Raw genomic sequence first — 20,541 nt, forward strand, 5'->3', positions numbered from 1 at the left:
GCATGACGCGCCCGACCACGCATATCCTCCGCCTGCTCAAATGGGGCCGCATATTGGCGCGCCATGGGGCGCTGCGCGGGATCGAGAAGGACCGGAATACCCCGCCGCAGGTGAAGCGGCTGTGCCGGATCGCGCGATTAGGGACGATCCAGCCGAAGGTTCCAGACTATGCGGGGGCTTTCCGTGAAATCGGCTCTGCCGCGATCAAGCTGGGTCAAACGCTCGCCACCCGCCCCGATTTGGTCGGAGAGGAAGCGGCGCACAATTTGCTGACGTTGCAGGATTCGCTGCCGCCCGAAAAGTTCGAACGGATTTACGACGAGATCGATCACAGCCTCAACAAACCCGCTGCCGAGTTGTTCGAATATGTCGATCCAGAACCGGTAGGTGCTGCCTCGATCGCACAGGTGCACCGTGCACGCACGACCGACGGACGCGACGTCGCGGTCAAGGTGCTTCGCCCCGGTATCCGTGAACAATTTGCGCGCGACATCGAAACCTATGAATGGGCGGCAGCGCATCTGGAGGCGCTGGGCGGCGAAGCAGCGCGCCTGCGACCGCAACTCGTCATCGCCAATCTCAAACGCTGGACCTTGCGCGAGTTGGACCTGAGGCGAGAGGCTGCCTCGGCAAGCGAACTCAAGGAAGCGATGGCGGCGGTTGAGGGATACCATATCCCGGCAATTGATTGGGATCGCACCTCGGGCCGGGTCCTGACGCTCGAATGGGTAGATGGCATCAAGATTTCGGATGTTGAGGCTTTGAAGGCTGCCGGCCACGATACCGGCAAACTGGCTGAAAAACTGGTGCTGACCTTCCTGCGGCAAGCGATTTCCGAGGGCTTTTTCCACGCAGATATGCATCAGGGAAATCTCTTCGTGCGCCCCGATGGCAGCATCGTCGCGATCGATTTTGGCATCATGGGCCGGATCAACCGGCAGGCGCGGCTGTGGCTTGCCGAAATCCTTTACGGTCTGACCACCGGCAATTACCGACGCGTCGCCGAAATCCATTTCGAGGCGCAATATGTGCCGAGCTATCACAATGTCGACGAATTCGCGACCGCGCTGCGTGCCGTGGGCGAGCCAACGCGCGGCAAGCCGGTGAGCGAATTGTCGGTTGGGCAGATGCTCGACAGCCTGTTCGCGATCACCCGCGATTTCGACATGCAGACCCAGCCGCATTTGCTGTTGCTGCAAAAAACGATGGTGATGGTGGAAGGCGTAGCCACCAGCCTGAACCCTGCCATCAACATGTGGGATGTCGCCGCCCCTTATGTGGGCGAATGGATTCGGGGCGAACTCGGCCCTGAAGCTGCACTGGCCGATGGTCTGCGCGACCGCATGAAAACGCTCGCGCTGATCCCCGACCTTATCAAGCGGCTCGATGATCAATTGCCCAAAAAGGGCGGCGCCCCGCCTCCACCGCCATTGCCTGAAATTGCACTGGTATGGGAAAAGCGTCGATCAGGTTTACATTGGCGTTATATAGTCATTGCCGCAGCAGCATTCGGGCTGGGAGCGATGGCAATGGCATGGATGAAATAGCAGAAAAACCGCCCAAGGTTACAATCCTGGGCGCATTGGGGAGAGGGTTCCTCACGGCGATAGCTTCAGGCATGTTTGGCAGCCTCTTGGCAGTAGCCATCATGATTGCCGGTGATCTGGGTGACGGCAGTCGTGACTCCATCGGCGGATTGCTCGGTCAGGCTGCATATGTACTTGTGTTTTCGTTTATATTCTCAATCGGAACAGCGATTGTTTTCGCTTGGTTACCGATTTCGCTGGTTGGCTGGGTTGTACAAAAACTGACAATCCGATTTCCGATCTTTGGTAACTGGGTGGCATATGCACTGATTGGCGGAGTGGCTGGCATCGGATTGTTCTACGCGTTTGCCGTAGACGATCCGTCCCGCGACGAGAGTCTAATGCTTTTTGGCAGTGTTTGCGGGATATTTGCCGCACTATTTTATCGAAAATTGAGTCACTACTTCGGGCCTCCGCAACAAGCCCAAAATCTTGTTCCTGAGAGTTAGTGTTCAGCTCTTGCCACATTGACCACCACCAACAATGCGCATACGCTTTGCGCATGAATAAGCTATCGCGATTCTCGGCTCCCAAAAAAAAACCGACCAATGTCAGTTTGCCGACAGATCTGGTTGAGGAAGCCAAAGCGCTCGGCATCAATCTTTCACAAGCTTGTGAAGGCGGTCTTTCGGATCAGGTGAAAAAAGCCCGCGAAGCCAAGTGGCTGGAAGAGAATCGGGAATCTCTGCACGCTTGGAACAAATGGGTAGAAGAAAATGGCATGCCTTATGACGAGTATCGCCAACTCTGATGGCCCGCTTTGACGTTTACCCAGGTGCGCGCGGCAAAGGCTATTTGCTTGATTGTCAGGCCGATGTTTTGGCAGTGTTAACTACACGAGTTGTAGTACCGCTTTTCCCGGTGTCGGGCATGCCCGTAACGCCTCGACTGAATCCGGTTTTCGATATCAATGGCGAGAATTTTGTGATGATGACGCAACAGATTTTCGCCATACCAAAAGAGCGACTCACCAATCCGGTCGCGTTTCTTGCCGATGAGCAAGGTTCGATAATGAATGCACTCGACGTGCTTTTGACAGGTGTTTGATCTTTGACAGCAAAACGCATCCTGTTGATCGTCGGCGGCGGCATCGCGGCCTATAAGGCGTGCGAGCTAGTGCGCACGATCCGCAAGGCCGGGCATGCCGTGCGCTGCGTGCTGACCAAGGGCGGTTCGCAGTTCGTTACACCGCTGACATTAGGGGCGTTATCCGAGGACAAGGTTTATACCGACCTGTTCGACCTCAAGGATGAGGCCGAGATGGGGCATATCCAGTTGTCGCGTCAGGCTGATCTTGTTGTTGTCTGCCCCGCAACCGCAGACCTGCTCGCCAAGATGCATGCCGGCATTGCCGACGATCTGGCTACCACCCTGCTGCTGGCGACTGACAAGCCGGTGCTAGCTGTTCCGGCAATGAACGTCCGTATGTGGCAACATCCGGCGACGCGGCGCAACGTTGCGGGCCTGCGCGCTGATGGCGTGCATGTGATGGATCCGGATGCGGGCGAAATGGCCTGCGGCGAATTCGGCCCGGGCCGCTTGCCCGAAATCGAGCGTATCTTTGCCGAAATCAGTCATCATTTGGCGACCGCGACGCCCGTGATGGCCGCCCAGCCCGATTTTGCCGAGCCTGCGCACCGCCCGCTTTTCGGTAAGCATGTTCTGGTGACCGCTGGCCCCACGCATGAGCCGATAGATCCGGTGCGCTATATCGCCAACCGTTCCTCGGGTCGGCAGGGTTTTGCAATTGCACAGGCCGCGGCAGAAATGGGTGCGGACGTCACGCTGATCGCAGGCCCTGTCCATCTGACGACACCTCCGGGCGTCATTCGCATCGATGTGGAAAGCGCGCGCGAAATGCTCGCTGAGGTCGAAAATGCCCTGCCCGCCGATGTCGCGATCATGGTGGCAGCCGTTGCCGATTGGCGCGCCGCCGACGAGGCCGGACAGAAAATCAAGAAGGATGGCAAGGCCGTCCCCCCGCTCGAACTCGCCGAGAATCCGGATATTCTTGCGACGCTTGGCAAGCATGCACAGCGCCCTGCCCTGTTGATCGGCTTTGCGGCCGAGACCGAGAAGGTCATCGAGCACGCCCAAGCCAAACTCGCCAAAAAGGGTTGCGACTGGATTGTGGCCAATGACGTTTCGGGCGATGTCATGGGTGGCGCGAACAATGCCGTGCATATCGTCACCAAGGATGGCGTTGAAAGCCTGGCCGATGCGCCCAAGGATGTGATTGCCCGCAAATTGATGGAGAAGGTCGCCAATGCCGTCGGACAAGGTTGAAATCAGGGTCAAGCGGCTCAACAATGGCGCAGGCCTGCCCCTGCCGACTTATGCCAGCGCAGGTGCTGCTGGCATGGATATCTGTGCGGCTGAGGCAATCACCCTGAAACCGGGCAAGCGCTCTGCCGTGCCCACAGGTTTCGCTTTTGCCATTCCGCACGGCTATGAAATTCAGGTCCGGCCGCGTTCGGGCCTCGCGCTCAAGCACGGCATCACCTGCCTCAACACGCCTGGCACGATCGATTGTGACTATCGCGGTGAGGTGAAGGTTATCCTTGCGAATCTGGGTGAAGAAGACGTCAGCTTCGAACGCGGTGACAGGATCGCCCAGTTGGTGGTCGCTGCCGCTCCGCAGGCTAAAGTGAGCGAGGTCGACGCGCTGGACGATACCGTGCGTGGTGCAGGTGGATTCGGTTCCACGGGGGTATGACGCTCAGCGACGCCCAGCTCGACCGCTACGCCCGCCATATCGTTCTTCGCGATATTGGCGGCCCCGGCCAGAGCAAACTACTCGATAGTCATGTCCTGTTGATCGGAGCGGGTGGCATCGGTTGCCCGGCCATCCAGTATCTGGCGGCCGCCGGCGTTGGCACAATCAGCGCAGTCGACGATGATGAAATTTCGACGTCGAACCTGCAAAGGCAGGTACTCTACAGCGAAGCTCAGGTCGGTCAGCACAAGGTTCATGCAGCTGCTGAAGCCGTCCGCCGTTTGAATCCTTATGTGAATTTTCATGCTATAAAAGAACGAATTACAGCGCAAACTTCTGCACAGATATTGGAAAATGTTGATGTCGTCATCGACGGCAGCGACAATTTCGCCACCCGCCTGATCGTCAACGACCTCTGCCTTGCCGCACGCGTTCCGCTGGTAAGCGCCGCCATCGGGCAGTTTCATGGCCAGATCGGTACCTTTCGCGGCTGGGAAGCGGACGCCCCCTGCTATCGCTGTTTCGTCGGTGACGCACATGACCCCGACGATTGCGACGATTGCGCCACACAAGGCGTGCTCGGCGCGATGTGTGGCCTGATGGGCAGCTTTGCCGCGATGGAAGCCATTCGCGCGCTCACCGGTTTCGGCGACGAAACGCGGAGCAAGCTGCACATATTCGATGGGTTGAAACCGGCGATGCGCACCTTGAACCTCCCCAAGGATCCCGACTGCCGGAGTTGTGGTGAAGTCTAACCGTGGCCCTGAGCCTGTCGAAGGGCGCTTATCCTCAAGGCTTGCTTCGACAGGCTCAGCACTAAGGTTATAAATCAAGAAGTTCCTCAACCCAGTCGGGCACAATTTCTGTCGCCGGGCCATAACGCGCATCATCGAAGAAATGGCTACCCTGTGACGGCTCCAGATTGAGTTCGAGGGTCTTCGCCCCCTGTTGCTTCGCGTCACGCACAAAACCCGCCGCAGGATAGACCGCGCCCGAGGTACCGATGCTGACAAACAGGTCGGCGGTGCGGATTGCTGCGTAGATTTCGGGCATATGATAAGGCATTTCGCCGAACCAGACCACGTCGGGACGTAAGGATGGGGTACCGCAAATAGGGCAAGGTGGGCGATGCTGCATCGGATCGCGCCAATTGCTGCGGATTTCGCAAGCCATGCACAGCGCCTTCAGATGCTCGCCATGCATATGCAGCAATCGTTCGGCACCAGCCCGTTCGTGCAGGTCATCGACATTCTGCGTGACGATCAACAGATTGCGCCCGTCGCCGCGCCAGTGCCGGTCGAGCTCGGCGAGCGCATAATGCGCGTCATTGGGTTCCTTGGTCTGAATGGCCGCGCGGCGCATGTCGTAAAAGCGGTGTACCAGATCAGGGTCGCGTTCGAACGCTTCGGGTGTCGCGACATCTTCAACCCTGTGTTTCTCCCACAGCCCGCCTGCATCGCGGAAAGTGTCGATCCCGCTTTCGGCGCTCACACCTGCCCCGGTGAGGATTACGATATTGCGAATATTGGTCATCTCGCCCATGAAGCAGCAAATTCTAGGGCACGCAACTATGGCAAAAGTCGGTATCATTGGCAGCAAGGGCCGCATGGGTCAGGCGTTGGTAGACGCCATCAACGAAGCCGGGCTTGAACATGCAGGCGGGGTCGACAAGGGTGACGATATCGCAGGCCTTGCTGCAGCATCCGACGTGCTGGTCGATTTCTCCAGCGCACATGCACTGGAAACCAATCTGGCCGCGTGCAACTTTGCCAAGAAACCTATTCTTATAGGCACTACCGGGCTTGAGGAACGGCATCACTGGCTGATCGACGATGCTGCCCAGGATATTGCCGTTTTGCAGACCGGTAACACCTCGCTCGGCGTCACCATGCTCGCCGCGCTGGTGAAAGAGGCCACATCGCGGCTGGGAACCGACTGGGACATCGAAATCGTCGAGATGCATCACCGGATGAAGGTTGATGCCCCTTCGGGCACAGCCCTGTTGCTGGGCGAAGCCGCGGCTGCCGGACGCTATATTGACCTTACCGACAATAGCGAGCGTGGACGTGACGGCATCACCGGGGCACGAAAGGAAGGCGCGATCGGCTTTGCATCGCTGCGCGGTGGCACGGTGGCGGGCGATCATAGTGTGATATTGGCGGGGAACGAGGAGAGCATCACCCTGTCACACCGTGCCGAAAACCGGATGATCTTTGCCCGTGGCGCCATGAAGGCCGCAATCTGGCTGATGCAGCAAAAGCCCGGGCGATACACAATGCCTGAAGTGCTGGGGCTTTAAGCCTAACTCCCGCGCCGCACCAGTTGCACCGGCACGCGGCGGTGGGTCAGGGGCTCGCCTGATATGCGGTTCAACACATTCTGGACCAGCAGGTCGCCGGCCTGCTCGAAATCAGGCTCTATCGTCGTCAGCGGCGGTGACGAATAATTGCCGGCCCGGATCCCGTCAAAACCGATGACCGACACCCGTTCAGGAACCGATATCCCGCTTTCTGAAAGCGCCCGCAACACGCCCAGCGCGGTCAGGTCACAGGCTGCAAATATGCCGTCGAAAGGCTGGCCGGACTGGAGCAAAGTCCGAACGGCTTCGATGCCTTGCTCCTCACGCGACAGGCTTTCGTCGACCTCGATCGCGGGCGCTGATAGCCCCGCAGTGCGCAGCTCTTCGGCAAATCCGTCATAGCGTTCGCCAAACTGGCGTTGTTGGGAAGCGCGCGCGCCGATGAAAACCGGATGCTTTCGTCCGGATTCGAGCAGGTAGCGTGCCGCGATCCGACCGCCGCCTTCATTCTCGCTGCGCACCCAGCGCAGATCATCATCGGGCGCGCCCCAGCACACCCAGGCCTTGTCCGGATGGTCGAGCCCGCGAAAATAGGCCCAAGCTTCGGGATTTTGTGTTGTGCCGATAACAATCATCCCGTCGGCCTGACGGGCATCGTCATATTGGCCAAAGAAATTGCCGGGGCTGTCCTGAAAGGACACCAGCAAATTATAGCCTTTGGCGGCGGCGGCAGCGGCAACGCTGCCCAGCAAGGAGAAGTAGAAGGGATTGGTCTCGGTGGCACTCTCCCCCGCCCGCCCGATCAGCACCACTGCCAATGTCATCGTCTCGCCACGGCGCAACCGCGTGGCATTCTGGTTGATGACATAGCCCAGTTCCTGCGCGGCCTGCAGCACCTTGGCGCGGGTTTCATCGCTGACCTTGGGGCTACCGTTCAAGGCGCGCGATACGGTAGGCTGGGTAACGCCTGCCCGCTGCGCCACGTCAAATGCGGTGACCCGAAATGCCATATATGCCTCTCCCCGATTTTCAGCCTATTACACGCGTCGAGGGGATTACATCAACTCCTGTCGGCTGATCGACTTGGAGCCTGCTGGCAGGCTGAAGAGCATGCCGTCTTCACCGACCACAATTTCGCGTTTGAAGCGTTTGGGGGCATCGCCCAAAAAGGCCGGATTAAAGAAGCGCGACGGGAAAGGCGGAACGATGTGGGTGAACACAAGTTGGCCGACACCCGCTTTAAGCGCACTATCCGCAGCCTCCTCTGGCGAGGCATGATAATCCAGAATATCCTTGGTTATTTTGGCGGTGTTACCCAATCCCTTTTTGTCGAGCGCATCGGTCATTTTGGTCACCAGTTTCGGTTGGAGCGCTTCGTGCAATAAAATGTCGGCACCCTTGGCTACACGCTCGAGCACCGCTGATTTGGCAGTATCGCCGCTGACGACAACCGAACGCCCCTTATAATCGAAACGGTATCCGACTGCAGGCGAAACCGGATCATGGTCGACCTTGAACGCTGTGACAGTCAGACCATCTTTTTCGAGGACCACCGTGCTGTCCCCGTCCATGGCAAAGGGCATTGCGGTTGCCCCTGCTCCGGACGGCGGTACGATATCCTCGTCATGATGGGCGATGCGATAGCTGTTATCCTGCGCATAGGCCGCATTGAAGCCGGCAATCACCGCGTCGACGCCGGTAGGGCCATAAACTGCTAAGGGGGCTTTCGCAGAACTGCCCGTCCACCGAAGCAGCATCATCGGCCCCAAGCCATCCATATGATCGGAATGGAAATGCGTCAGAAACAAGCCATCGATTTTCCCGTTCGGTATGCCCATCAGCGCAATATTGCGCGCTCCGCCTTCACCAGCGTCGACCACATAGATATGCTTTCCGGCCATCACCACGGTGCACGCCCCTGCTCGGTCGGCATTGGGCAGTGGCGAGCCTGTACCGCAAAGACCGATATGCAAGCCGTCGGGAAGCGAGGCAGTATTATCCCGCCCGACACGAGCATCGACCGCGCGTTGAAACAGCATAAGGCCAACATCTGCCTGATAATGGCGAACTGCCAGAATTCCTGAGATAGCGACGCCCGCTAACACCAAGAGCCATTTTGCCGATCTTTTCATCTCACTCCCCCAACCACTGAAATCAAACATCAAATTTGCAAACGATTGTTACAAATTGTGGCAATTATGCCGCGCTTAACAAAGATTTTGCATCAGTACATTTAAGCGCATTGCGGGCTATAAGCTGTCACGTTAGAGCCGCAATCGGTGCAAAATGCACCATAAAAACAATAATACAGGGATGACCTGTCATCCCCACTCCCAAGGAAGTTAGCCGATTTCCGGCACATTTGTGATGATCAAGTGGAGAGTTTTAATATGAAGTTTGCACATGCTGCAGTGCGTGCCGCACTGCTGTCGACCATTAGTGTCGCCTCAATCGGGCTTGCCTCTGCTGCCCAGGCACAGGATGAAGGCGTCGAAGCAACCGACGCAGCGGCTGAAGAAGAAGTCGCCTTTGACGAAATCATAGTGACCGCGACGCGCCGTGACCAGGCCGCGCAAGACATTCCGCTTGCTGTCAGCGTCGTCGCTGGCGAGCAGCTTGCCAACGCCGGTGTCGTCGACATTCGCGGCATCCAGCAACTCGCCCCTTCGCTGAAAACCACAACCGGCCAGTCGTCGGCCACCGGTGCAGTGCTTACCATTCGCGGTATCGGTACGGCTGGTGACAACCCCGGATTTGAGCCGGCTGTCGGCGTGTTCATTGACGGCGTGTTCCGCGCCCGTGCCGGTGTTGCGCTGGCTGAACTTCCCCCGATCGATCGCGTCGAAGTTTTGCGTGGTCCCCAGGGCACATTGTTCGGTCGCAACACCTCTGCAGGTGCGTTGAGCATCACAACTTCCAAGCCGAAGTTCGAACTCGGCGGTTATGCCGAGCTTAGCTATGGCAATCTTGATGAAATCGAAGCCAAAGTCGGCGTAACCGGCCCTGTTTCGGAACAGTTCGCTGTGCGTCTCGACGGCGGCTATCACAAGCGTGATGGCTACATCAAACTCGCCAATGAAGATGGCCGCGTGAACAATATCAACCGCTGGTTCGCCCGCGGTCAGGCCTATTTCGAAAATGACGACATCAACTTCCGCCTGATTGCCGATGTTGCCAAGACCAACGAAGATTGCTGTGGCGCACTGAACACCGGAAGCGGATTCTCGCTACCGCTGACCAGTACCAACAACGCCATCGCTTTCATCGCGAGCAACGCGATCGAAGCGCTGTCGGCAAACCCGCTGGCAGGTGGCGCAGTTGGCCGTGACGGCATCGTTCGTCCGTTCGACGCCAAGGGCCGCGTCATGGCAACGACACCGGGCCGTGGCCTGACCGAAAAGGTCGATGAATGGGGTGTGTCTGGCGAATTGAACTGGGACTTTGGCGGTGCAACGCTGACCTCCATCACCGCCTATCGTGACTGGAAAGCGCTGCGCGACCAGGACATCGATTTCTCGGGTCTCGATCGTGCCTATCGCGATGATTACCGCACCGGGATGAAGGACTTCACGCAGGAACTCCGCCTGCAGGGTTCGGCATTCAACGACAAGGTCGACTGGCTTGTCGGCGCATTCTACATGAATGAAAAGCTGACGATGACCGACACCATCCGTTTCGGCACGCAAGCTGACCAATATACCGATGCCGTTATCAATGGCCTTACCCGTTCGGTGGCCTTGCCGACCGGACTGCAATTATACGGTACATTGGGCGCTGGCGTTCCGCTGTTCGGACAGGTTGCTCTCGCGACCAATTCGGCACTTGCTGCGGCTGCCGCTGGCAATACAGCGCTGCTTGCTCTGTTCACCAGCCCGCTGCCGCGCACGCCTGCCGGCGCTGGTCAGGTGGCCGACAAATACAGCGTCGATACCGACGCAATTGCGCTGTTCACGCACAACATCATCAACATCAGCGACAGTCTGTCACTGACGCTGGGCCTGCGCTACAACTATGAAAAGAAGACAATTGATACTGACCTGAACGCAGTATCGCCGACCTGTGCCTTCTTCCAAAACCCGGCGACCTTGCCGTATCGTCAGGCATTGCAGGCTTCGGGCCTGTTCAGCGGTGCCTATCTGCTGGGTTGCAACCCGGCAGTGAACAGCGAATTCAACGGCATCCGTTCGGACAAGCGCAGCGAAAGCGAGTTCACAGGCACGGCGCGCATCGCCTATAAGGTGAACGAAGATGTGCTGTTGTTCGGTGGTTATGATCGTGGCTATAAGTCGGGTGGTTACAACCTCGACCGCGCCGGTTTTGACTCGGTTCTGCTCGGCGGCAACGGCGCGCAGCTGACCGACCTTGAATTCGGCAATGAATCGGTTGATGCATTTGAGGTCGGCCTCAAAACCAATCTAAGCCGCGAATTCCAGTTCAACGCCTCGCTCTTCCATTCGACCTTCAAAAACTATCAGTCGAACCGTTTCCTCGGAAACAATTTCGTCGTCCTGAACTATGACGAGCTGGTATCGAAGGGCATTGAGCTGGAAGGCATCATCCGTCCGCATCCCGATTTCGTCATCAACATGGGCTACACCTATCTTGATGCGAAGGTGAGCGATCCGGCGGCAGGAACCGACGATGGTCAGCAGGCGTCAAACCAGCCGAAGCATGCCATCACAGGCGGCATCACCTGGACGCCGCGCATCAGCGATGGCGTGAACGGCCTGATCCACGCAGACTGGCGCTATAACAGCGATCACTATCCGGTGAACGACCCGGTCGCAAAGCCATTCACCGGCAATGACGGCTATGGCATCGTCAACCTGCGGGCGGGCGTCAATTTCGGCGATGGCAAGTACAGCGTTGAGGGTTATGTCGAAAACCTCTTCAACACCTACTACAACATCACCGCCTTCCCGATCCCGGAACAGGGCAACAGCTTTGCCGTCTACCCGGCTCCGCCGCGTTTCTACGGCGTCAAGTTGGGCGTGAAGTTCTGATAAGATAACTGCCCGCTTCGGCGGGCAGTTACAAAAAAGTGCGGCGCTCCGGATTACCGGGGCGCCGCTTTTTGTTTTGCCTGCCCTTCCCCGTAAGGGGACAGCAATGACGGTTAGTTGCTGTTCTGCAGAGCAATTATTAGCGGTGTTGTCAGCAAGGGAACAACCTGCAGGGCGTCGCGGAACAGGCGGCGGGCTTGCGAATCGCCAACAACCACAACATCGTTTGCAAATACTTCCGGATCACCATAATTGCCGCGACGGATCGCCTTTAAGTTGTAAAGTGCGGCCAATTGTTGGCCATTCACAGTGCGGAAGATGACGACGTCGTCCAGTTTTGCGAATTCAGCGGTTCCTTCAGCGGTCGCGACTGCACGCATCAGCGTCATCTTGCCGATCACCGGATATAAGCCGGGCTTTTTGACCTGCCCGTCAACAGTAATTACCTGGCTTACCGTCTCCTGCAGGTTCACCGTCACTTGTGGATCGCGCACATAGCGTGACCGGAGTCGCGTCTCGATCTCGTCTTCAATTTCAGCAGGCGTCCGTCCAGCAGCTTCGACCACCCCAGCCAGCGGAAAGGATATACGTCCGCTCGCGTCGGTCTGAACCTCCTTCTTACTCAGCTCTTCAATCCCGAAAACATCGATCGTTAGCTTATCAAACGGCCCGATGAGATAGGGGCGGGACTCAGAGAGCAGGTCAGCTCGGTCGGGTGCAGGCAGTTCACTGCCTTGCATCACGGTAATATTCGATGATCCCCCGAGTTTCCCCGGCCCTGCACAACCTGCAAGGAGCGACAATGCGACAAGAGGAAGGACGATATTCTTCATGTTTCCGTATTCCCGAATAAATATAGTCGCCTGCTAGACGATGGCAGCTAAGGGTTCCAGCCTGATTTTGGAAGCGCCATGTCGATTAGGACATTTCACAACCCTTAACACTCGCTTTAGTATCAATTTAAGGCCTGCCGCGCTAAAACGCAGAAATGAATGACAAACCTGTCGTCCTGATTATTTTTGGTACACGGCCGGAAGCGATCAAGCTATTCCCGGTTGTGCATGCTCTGCGGGCGCGCGCAGAGATCACTGTCCGCGTGCTTGTCACTGGACAACACCGGCAAATGCTCGACCAAGTTCTGGAAATCGGTGAGATTACCCCTGACTATGACTTGAACGTCATGGCGCCCAACCAGACGCTGGATGCGCTGACAGCCAGGCTGCTCACCGGCATCGGCGACGTGATGGATGCTGAGAAGCCGTCTCGCGTGATCGTACAGGGAGATACGGCTACTGCGATGGTAGGAGCGCTGGCGGCCTATTACCGCAAGATTCCGGTGAGCCATGTTGAGGCAGGGCTCCGCAGCTATGATATCTACCAGCCTTGGCCTGAGGAGGTGAATCGCAAGATCATCGGCACGATTGCCGACCAGCATTTTTCGCCGACCGATGTTTCGGCGTCGGCCCTGCGTGCGGAGGCCATTGCTGACTCGGGCATCCACATAACCGGCAATACTGTAATCGACGCGTTGCATTGGGTCACCGAGAAGATTGAGGCCCGTCCGCAACTTGCATCTGGTTTATCCGAACTTGAGGCGCGTTTTGCCGGAAAGCGGATCATCGGCGTCACCACCCACCGTCGCGAGAATTTTGGTGAAGGGATGGAGAGTATCGCATCGGCTTTGAGCGCAATTGCCGCGCGCGACGATGTAGGCATAATTTTTCCGGTACATCTTAATCCCAATGTCCGAAAGGTCATGGATGCGCGTTTGGGCGCCAATTCCAACATCGCGATGATAGAACCGCTCGATTACCCACATTTCGCACGACTGCTGGCCATCAGCCATATCATGCTGACCGATAGTGGCGGTGTGCAGGAAGAAGCGCCTGCACTCGGCAAACCGGTGCTGGTGATGCGCGATACGACCGAGCGGACCGAAGGTGTGACAGCTGGCACCGCCAAGCTGGTCGGTACCGATAAGGACCGCATCATTTCCGAAATTTTCACGCTTCTGGATGATGAAGCAGCCTATTCAACCATGGCGCGCGCGCACAATCCCTTCGGGGATGGCAGGGCAGCCATTCGCATTGCAGGACTGGTAGCCGATGCTTGCCGATAAGAAACCCGATGTTTGCGTGATGGGGCTCGGCTATATCGGCCTGCCAACCGCAGCTGTGATCGCCCGATCGGGCTGCCGCGTTCTGGGTGTCGACGTGCACCAGCATGTAGTGGATACGATCAACCGCGGCGAAATTCATATCGAAGAGGTCGACCTTGACGGACTGGTTCAAGGCGTAGTGCAGCGCAAATTGCTGCGCGCATCGACCGTGGTCGAACCAGCCGACGTTTTCGTAATCGCGGTACCTACACCGTTTGGCGAAAATCACGCACCTGACATCAGCTATGTCCTTTCCGCCGCCACCAGCATCGCGGCTGTGCTTAAGGTGGGGGATACGGTGATTGTGGAATCGACCTCGCCAGTTGGCACAACCGATCGTGTGAAAGACCTGATTGCCCAGCTGCGTCCTGACCTGAAAGTTCCCGGCATCACCACCGAAACGCCGGAGATCGCCATCGCCTATTGCCCCGAACGCGTGCTTCCCGGAAAAATCCTCGAAGAATTGATTTCGAACGACCGCTCGATCGGCGGTATAACCCCGCGCTGCGCGCGCAAGGCGTTGTCCTTCTACAAGCGTTTCGTTCGCGGAGAATGCGTCACCACCGACGCCCGTTCGGCAGAGATGACCAAGCTGGTCGAGAACGCCTTTCGCGACGTCAACATCGCCTTTGCCAACGAACTGTCGATCGTGGCGGACCAGATGGGGCTTGATGTGTGGGAAGTGATCCGCCTTGCCAACCGTCACCCGCGCGTCAACATCTTGCAGCCCGGTCCCGGTGTCGGCGGCCATTGCATCGCGGTCGACCCTTGGTTCATCGTCCATGGCGCACCCGAACATACGCCGCTAATCCGCACCGCGCGCGTAGTGAATGATGGCAAGGTCACCCATGTCATCGAGCAGGCGACGGCACTGATCGAAGCCAACCCGGGCATGTCAGTCGGACTTTTAGGCCTGGCCTTCAAGGCCAACATCGACGATTTCCGCGAAAGTCCGGCGAAAAAGGTGGCGGCAGCACTCGCACATAAATTCGGCAATCGGGTACATGTAGTCGAACCCTATGCAGCCGCACTGCCGAAGGAATTCGACGGCAGTGGCGCTGCACTGACCGACATCGACAGCGCCTTGCTTGAATGTGAAATCCTGATCCCGCTGGTCGATCATGACGCCTTTAAGGCGATTCCACTCGCTGAGCGCAGCGTAAAGCTAGTCTATGACACGCGCGGAATCTGGCCGGACCAGCCAGCGACTATAAACAATACCTCTCCGCTCCGCCTTGTTGGCTGAACCGGGCAACCTTGCCGCCCGAAGGCGCACCTACTAAAGTGCTGCTGACAGCTATTCACGCAGGAATTATAAAATGAAAATTGCAATGATCGGTTCGGGCTATGTCGGCCTTGTGTCGGGCGCCTGTTTTGCCGATTTCGGGCATGATGTGGTCTGTGTCGACAAGGACCATAGCAAGATTGACCGGCTGAACGCCAATATCATGCCGATTTATGAGCCCGGGCTGGATGCCTTGGTGAAGACCAATGTCGATGCCGGGCGGCTGAGCTTCTCGACAGACCTTGCTGGCTCGGTGAAGGGCTGCGATGCAGTGTTCATTGCAGTGGGTACGCCCTCACGCCGCGGCGATGGTCATGCGGATTTGAGCTATGTTTATGCCGCTGCCAAGGAAATTGGTGCTGCCATCGGACCCAAAACGGTCGTTGTCACCAAATCGACCGTCCCGGTGGGAACCGGTGACGAAGTCGAGCGCATCATCCGCGACGTGCGACCCGATCTGGAGTTCGAAGTCGTTTCCAACCCTGAATTTCTGCGCGAAGGCGCAGCGATTGGTGATTTCAAGCGACCGGATCGCATTGTCGTTGGCACCGATGTCGAATGGGCGCGCGAGGTGATGCGCGCTGTTTATCGCCCGCTGTTCCTCAACGAATCGCCGATCCTCTTCACGAGCCGCCGCTCTTCCGAACTGATCAAATATGCGGCCAATGCCTTCCTCGCTACCAAGATCACCTTCATCAACGAAATGGCTGATCTGTGCGAGAAGCTTGGCGCAAATGTGCAGGATGTTTCGCGCGGTATCGGGCTGGATAACCGTATCGGTAGCAAGTTCCTGCATGCGGGGCCCGGCTATGGTGGCAGTTGCTTTCCCAAGGACACGCTGGCGCTGCTCAAGACCGCGCAGGACAATGACACGCCGGTGCGCATCGTCGAGGCGGTGGTGCAGGCCAATGACCTCAGGAAGCGCGCCATGGGCCGCAAGATCGTCAACGCGCTCGGCGGCGATGCGCGTGGCAAAAAGGTTGCGCTGTTCGGCCTGACCTTCAAGCCCAATACAGATGACATGCGCGATGCGCCGTCCATCGCCATTGTCCAGACGATGATCGATGCGGGCGCCGAGGTGTACGCGCACGACCCCGAAGGCATGGAAGAAGCCGCCAAGATCCTTCCCGAGGTCAAAATGACTGAGAGCGCCTATGCCGCAGCCGAGGGTGCGGATGCGGTCGCCATCGTCACCGAATGGGATGCCTATCGCGCGCTCGACCTGGCCAAGCTCAAGGGCGTGATGAAGGGCAACGTTCTCGTCGACCTGCGCAACATCTATCGCCCCGAAGAAGGCGCCAAAGCAGGCTTCGACTATTACAGTGTGGGGCGGTAATCTCGGCCGTTAAAGGCCCAGAACTAGCTTGGCCATGATGTTACGCTGAATCTCGTTCGATCCGCCGTAAATCGAGGCCGCACGGCCGTTGAAATAGCGTGCCGTCGCGGTCAGCGCGCTTTCCGGCCCGACATAGCCGGTGTTGCTACCCGCCTGCCGTGCCTCATACTGATAAGGTGCAGCGTAGATTCCCGCGACGTCGACTGCCAACTCCTGGATCTTTTGCTGGCATTCGGTGCCCTGCACCTTGAGCATCGATGAAGCAGGACCGGGATCGCGCCCCTCACCAATCGCCGCAAGCACCATATCCTCGACCGCATGGATCGTACGCACCTGCGAATCGAGTTCGGCAAAGCGGCGACGGATAGCCGGGTCTTCGAGCAGTTCGGCATCCTTGGCCGCAGCACGCACCTCGGCCAGCGCTTCGATCAAGCCAGCCGCGTAGGCCGCGGCGCGTTCATATTCGAGCAGCGTCTTGGCAACCGTCCAGCCCTTGCCCTCGTCACCCAGCCGGTTTGCCTTGGGCACACGGACATTGTCGAAGAACACCTGATTGAAATCATGGTCGCCCGCGATCGAGATGATCGGTTTTACCGTGATCCCCGGCGTAGCCATTTCGAGCAGCAGGAAGGTAATGCCCTCTTGCGGGCGCCCGTCGCGGTTGGTCCGCGCAAGGCAGAACATGTGGTTGGCGACATGCGCGTGCGTGGTCCAGATTTTGGAACCATTGAGCACATAATCATGACCATCGCTGTCTGCGCGCAGTTGCAACGCCGCAAGATCGGATCCCGCCTGCGGCTCGCTATACCCCTGACACCAATAATGCTCACCGGCGAGCAGCTTGGGCAGATAATAGCCCTTCTGCGCCTCGCTGCCATATTTCATGATCACGGGCGCGACCATTTTCAGCCCCATGGGCGCAAGGCTGGGTGCCCCTGCCCGCGCGCATTCGGAGGCGAAGATATAGCGCTGCGCCTCGTTCCAGCCCGTCCCACCATGTTCGACGGGCCAGTGCGGTGCGACCCAGCCCTTACGCAGCAGGATCGCCTGCCAGGCAAGGTTGAATTCCTTTTCGACGAACACGCTGGTCGCGCGATTGTGCGCCTGCCGCAATTCGGGCGGCAGGTTTTCGGACAGCCAGCCACGCACCTCGGCGCGAAAGGCGTTGAGGTCTATCTGCGCTTCGCTCATCTCAGTTCACCTGCCGATCATAGCCTTCCCAATAGGGCGCGCGCAGATCCTTGCGCAGGATCTTGCCCGATGGGTTGCGCGGAAGCGCCTCGATGATGTCGATGCTTTTGGGTACCTTGAACGGCGCAATGCGTTCGCGTGCCCAAGCGATGATGCTGTCAGGATCGATCATCGCACCCGGCTTCGGCGCGCAGACCGCCTTCACCGCTTCACCCCATTTGGGATCGGGCACGCCGATAACGGCCACCTCCAGCACATCGGGATGGCCATAGATCGCGCTTTCCACCTCGGCGGGATACACATTCTCGCCGCCCGAAATGATCAGGTCCTTCACCCGGTCGTGGATATAGAGATAGCCATCCTCATCCATATAACCGGCATCACCGGTTTTGACCCAGCCATCATTGGTGAGGGTCTTTTCAGTGGCATCTGGCAGGTTCCAATAGCCGACCATGTTGTTCGACGAACGGGTCCAGACCTCGCCGACTTCGCCGGTCGGTGCTTCGTTGCCATCGGCATCGACCACCTTGATCTCGACGCCGGGCAGCGGCTTACCGGCGCTGCGCATGCGCGGATTGCCATTGGGATCATGGTCCTCTGGCGGCAACATGCAGATGGTGCCTGTTGTTTCGGTCATCCCGTAATTCTGGATGAAGCCGCATTTGAACATCTGAATGCACTGGCGAAGCAATTCCAAGGGGATCGGCGCAGCACCATAAAGGATATATTTGAGGCGGCTGAAATCGACCGTGGCGCAGCGCGGATGCTGCAACAGGATATGCAGTGCCGCCGGAACGATGAACAGGCGCGTCACGCCGCCGGTTTCAACCGAATCGAAGAAGCCGTCTGGCGTGAATTCGGCAAGGATATAAGCCGGTAGGCCCGCTGCGATCGCCATGACGCCAAGCCCGGTTCCACCGATATGCGCGCAGGGCATGGCGACCAGCACAACCTCATCATCATCCCATTTGGTGTAGGCGAGGCCTGCCGCGTTCGAATGTTTGCGCAAGGCAAAAAGGTTGCGGTTCGATAGAACCGCCCCTTTGGGATTACCCGTAGTACCAGATGTATAGAGCTGGAGTACAGCATCGTCGGGAGCGGAGGGTTCAAACGGCGCGCGCTCAGTGCTTTCGATCATCGCGCGTGCTTCTGGGTCGGTCATCACCTGTTCGGCATGTTCGAGCATGCCTTCCATCGATGCCGGGGCGGATTCGAATCCGGCGCCGAGGAACAGGATCTTCGCCTTGGTGTCATTGATGATATAGGCCCATTCGGGCGGAGCCAGACGCCAGCCAACCGGCACCATCACGATGCCAGCGCGCGCAGCTCCGTAAAACAGCGTGTAATAGATGTCGCTGTTTTTGCCGATCCAGGCGATGCGATCACCCTTTTTCAGGCCCTTTGCCAACAAGGCCGTGGCGACGCGTGCAGTACGTTCCTCAAGCTCGGCATATGTGAAGAAGCGGTCTTCCTCACGCATGGCGAGGCGATCACCGCGTTCTTCCGCCCAGTGGCGGACGAATTCGTCAAAAGTGTTCAATTCCGAAGTATCGGCCATCTTCTCTCTCTCCCAAGAAGATCGGCTGCATAGGCTCAGCCGCTCCAGCCCCTAATTGGCGAGGCTGGAGCGGCTGTCAATGCGAAGTTTAATCGCGCGATTAAATTTTTCCGGTCACTCTGCCGCTACGGGAAGCTCGGCTTCCTTCCACACCAGCACCGGCTTGCGCGCCGCCAGCGTCTCATCGAGGCGGCGGCGCGGCGCGTGGTGCGGGGCGGATTTAAGCGACGGGTCGCCCTGCTTGGCACGATTGGCCACCGATCGCAGCGCGCCGATGAACTGGTCGAGCGCGGCCTTGCTTTCGGTCTCGGTCGGCTCGACAAGCATCGCGCCATGAACCACCAGCGGGAAATAGACCGTCATCGGGTGATAGCCTTCGTCAATCAGCCCCTTGGCGACATCGAGCGTTGAGAAGCCTTCGGCCAAACCGTTGTCGGTGAATAGCGCCTCGTGCATGCACGGGCCCGACGCGCCAAAGGGCGCTTCGAGCGTGCCTTCCAGACTGCGCAGCACATAATTGGCGTTGAGCACCGCATCCTCGGCCACCTGACGCAGGCCATCGGCACCGTGGCTCATGATGTAGGACAGCGCACGGGTGAACATGCCCATCTGGCCGTGGAAGGCGGTCATGCGGCCAAAGGTTTGCGGGTGCATTTCAGTGGCCGATTCCTCTTCCACGAGTTTGAAGCTGCCGTCAGGCATTTTAGCGACAAAGGGGATAGGGCCAAAGGGTGCCAGCGCTTCCGAAAGCACAACAGGACCAGAACCGGGACCGCCGCCGCCATGCGGGGTAGAGAAGGTCTTGTGCAAGTTGATATGCATCGCATCGACGCCGAGGTCGCCGGGGCGAACGCGCCCGACAATGGCGTTGAAGTTGGCACCGTCGCAATAGACGTAGCCACCCGCCGCATGCACCGCGTCCGAAATGATCTTCAGATCGCGTTCGAACAGACCGCAAGTGTTCGGGTTGGTGATCATCACGCCCGCCACGTCGGGACCGAGGCGCGCCTTTAATGCTGCAACATCGACGCGGCCTTCGGGGGTTGCGGGGATATTCTCGACGCTGAAGCCAGCGAAAGCGGCAGTTGCGGGATTGGTGCCATGCGCACTTTCAGGGACGAGAATGACCGGGCGGTCTTCACCGCGGGCATCGAGCGCGGCTTTGATTGCAAGGATACCGCACAATTCGCCATGCGCGCCGGCCTTGGGCGACATGGCAACGCCGTGCATTCCGGTCAGGTCAACAAGCCAGAAGGCAAGTTCGTTGATTACCTGCAACGCACCTTGCACCGTTTCCTGCGGTTGCAGCGGGTGAACGTCAATAAAGCCCTTCATCCGCGCGACCTTTTCGTTGAGGCGCGGGTTGTGCTTCATCGTGCAGCTGCCGAGCGGGAACAGGCCGAGATCGA

At 58.2% G+C, this 20,541-nt stretch carries 19 protein-coding genes; 12 read left to right on the plus strand and 7 right to left on the minus strand.

All coding sequences use genetic code 11. The features are described from left to right. Nucleotides 1–2: 2 nt before the first annotated feature. From ubiB to PKC81_RS04360, 7 genes are read left to right on the plus strand one after another with little or no spacing between them, the layout of a single operon-like run. Nucleotides 3–1,547, plus strand: a complete 1,545-nt coding sequence (ubiB, locus tag PKC81_RS04330; protein WP_324333467.1) for a 2-polyprenylphenol 6-hydroxylase — start codon at nt 3–5, stop codon at nt 1,545–1,547. After that, a complete protein-coding gene (locus PKC81_RS04335; protein WP_324333471.1) occupies nt 1,535–2,035 on the plus strand; it encodes a hypothetical protein in 501 nt (166 codons plus the stop codon). The genes ubiB and PKC81_RS04335 overlap by 13 nt, the downstream gene beginning before the upstream one ends. A gap of 53 nt (nt 2,036–2,088) precedes the next feature. Continuing rightward, nucleotides 2,089–2,337, plus strand: a complete 249-nt coding sequence (locus PKC81_RS04340; protein ID WP_324333473.1) for a type II toxin-antitoxin system CcdA family antitoxin — start codon at nt 2,089–2,091, stop codon at nt 2,335–2,337. After that, the gene (locus tag PKC81_RS04345; protein ID WP_324333475.1) at nt 2,337–2,633 is read left to right on the plus strand and encodes a CcdB family protein; all 297 of its coding nucleotides are present in this window, start codon (nt 2,337–2,339) and stop codon (nt 2,631–2,633) included. Before PKC81_RS04340 ends, PKC81_RS04345 begins: the two co-directional genes overlap by 1 nt. 3 nt (nt 2,634–2,636) lie before the next feature. Beyond that, nucleotides 2,637–3,872: a bifunctional phosphopantothenoylcysteine decarboxylase/phosphopantothenate--cysteine ligase CoaBC gene (gene coaBC, locus PKC81_RS04350; protein WP_324333477.1), complete on the plus strand. Its 1,236-nt coding sequence runs from the start codon at nt 2,637–2,639 to the stop codon at nt 3,870–3,872. Continuing rightward, nucleotides 3,853–4,302: a dUTP diphosphatase gene (dut, locus tag PKC81_RS04355; RefSeq protein WP_324333479.1), complete on the plus strand. Its 450-nt coding sequence runs from the start codon at nt 3,853–3,855 to the stop codon at nt 4,300–4,302. Before coaBC ends, dut begins: the two co-directional genes overlap by 20 nt. After that, nucleotides 4,299–5,057, plus strand: coding sequence for a HesA/MoeB/ThiF family protein (locus tag PKC81_RS04360; protein ID WP_324333481.1), 759 nt, complete (start codon nt 4,299–4,301; stop codon nt 5,055–5,057). Before dut ends, PKC81_RS04360 begins: the two co-directional genes overlap by 4 nt. 67 nt (nt 5,058–5,124) lie before the next feature. On the opposite strand, the gene PKC81_RS04365 is transcribed toward PKC81_RS04360, so the two are convergent. Continuing rightward, nucleotides 5,125–5,835: an NAD-dependent deacylase gene (locus PKC81_RS04365; protein WP_324333507.1), complete on the minus strand. Its 711-nt coding sequence runs from the start codon at nt 5,833–5,835 to the stop codon at nt 5,125–5,127. A 37-nt stretch (nt 5,836–5,872) separates the two neighbouring features. On the opposite strand from PKC81_RS04365, the gene dapB reads away from it, so the two are divergent. Next, nucleotides 5,873–6,601, plus strand: a complete 729-nt coding sequence (dapB, locus tag PKC81_RS04370) for a 4-hydroxy-tetrahydrodipicolinate reductase (protein WP_324333483.1) — start codon at nt 5,873–5,875, stop codon at nt 6,599–6,601. 2 nt (nt 6,602–6,603) lie between these two features. On the opposite strand, the gene PKC81_RS04375 is transcribed toward dapB, so the two are convergent. Then, entirely contained in the window at nt 6,604–7,611 is a 1,008-nt protein-coding gene (locus PKC81_RS04375; RefSeq protein WP_324333485.1) for a LacI family DNA-binding transcriptional regulator, read from the minus strand. Nucleotides 7,612–7,656: 45 nt separating this feature from the next. Beyond that, nucleotides 7,657–8,733: an MBL fold metallo-hydrolase gene (locus PKC81_RS04380; RefSeq protein ID WP_324333487.1), complete on the minus strand. Its 1,077-nt coding sequence runs from the start codon at nt 8,731–8,733 to the stop codon at nt 7,657–7,659. A 258-nt stretch (nt 8,734–8,991) separates the two neighbouring features. On the opposite strand from PKC81_RS04380, the gene PKC81_RS04385 reads away from it, so the two are divergent. Beyond that, nucleotides 8,992–11,604, plus strand: coding sequence for a TonB-dependent receptor (locus tag PKC81_RS04385; RefSeq protein ID WP_324333489.1), 2,613 nt, complete (start codon nt 8,992–8,994; stop codon nt 11,602–11,604). A 113-nt stretch (nt 11,605–11,717) separates the two neighbouring features. Here PKC81_RS04385 and PKC81_RS04390 read toward each other — a convergent pair whose 3' ends face one another. After that, nucleotides 11,718–12,437 carry a polysaccharide biosynthesis/export family protein gene (locus PKC81_RS04390; protein ID WP_324333491.1) on the minus strand — a complete coding sequence of 240 codons (720 nt, stop codon included), beginning with the start codon at nt 12,435–12,437 and terminating at the stop codon, nt 11,718–11,720. A 155-nt stretch (nt 12,438–12,592) separates the two neighbouring features. Between PKC81_RS04390 and wecB the strand changes: the two genes are divergently transcribed. From wecB to PKC81_RS04405, 3 genes are all read left to right on the plus strand, one after another. Then, nucleotides 12,593–13,723, plus strand: coding sequence for a UDP-N-acetylglucosamine 2-epimerase (non-hydrolyzing) (gene wecB, locus PKC81_RS04395; RefSeq protein WP_324333493.1), 1,131 nt, complete (start codon nt 12,593–12,595; stop codon nt 13,721–13,723). Further along, complete coding sequence (gene wecC / locus PKC81_RS04400; protein WP_324333495.1) at nt 13,710–15,008, plus strand: UDP-N-acetyl-D-mannosamine dehydrogenase; 1,299 nt, start codon at nt 13,710–13,712, stop codon at nt 15,006–15,008. The genes wecB and wecC overlap by 14 nt, the downstream gene beginning before the upstream one ends. A gap of 73 nt (nt 15,009–15,081) precedes the next feature. Further along, nucleotides 15,082–16,383, plus strand: a complete 1,302-nt coding sequence (locus tag PKC81_RS04405) for a UDP-glucose/GDP-mannose dehydrogenase family protein (RefSeq protein WP_324333497.1) — start codon at nt 15,082–15,084, stop codon at nt 16,381–16,383. A gap of 9 nt (nt 16,384–16,392) precedes the next feature. Here the strand turns inward: PKC81_RS04405 and PKC81_RS04410 are convergent, their stop codons facing one another. From PKC81_RS04410 to gcvPB, 3 genes are all read right to left on the minus strand, one after another. Then, entirely contained in the window at nt 16,393–17,574 is a 1,182-nt protein-coding gene (locus PKC81_RS04410) for an acyl-CoA dehydrogenase family protein (RefSeq protein ID WP_324333499.1), read from the minus strand. Between the two features lies 1 nt (nt 17,575). Then, nucleotides 17,576–19,132, minus strand: coding sequence for a fatty acid--CoA ligase (locus tag PKC81_RS04415; RefSeq protein ID WP_324333501.1), 1,557 nt, complete (start codon nt 19,130–19,132; stop codon nt 17,576–17,578). A 114-nt stretch (nt 19,133–19,246) separates the two neighbouring features. Beyond that, nucleotides 19,247–20,541: aminomethyl-transferring glycine dehydrogenase subunit GcvPB (gene gcvPB, locus PKC81_RS04420; protein WP_324333502.1), on the minus strand; the 1,295-nt coding region annotated here is incomplete at its 5' end.

Origin of the sequence: Sphingorhabdus sp. (assembly GCF_035329025.1) — a bacterium.
GTDB lineage: Bacteria > Pseudomonadota > Alphaproteobacteria > Sphingomonadales > Sphingomonadaceae > Sphingorhabdus_B.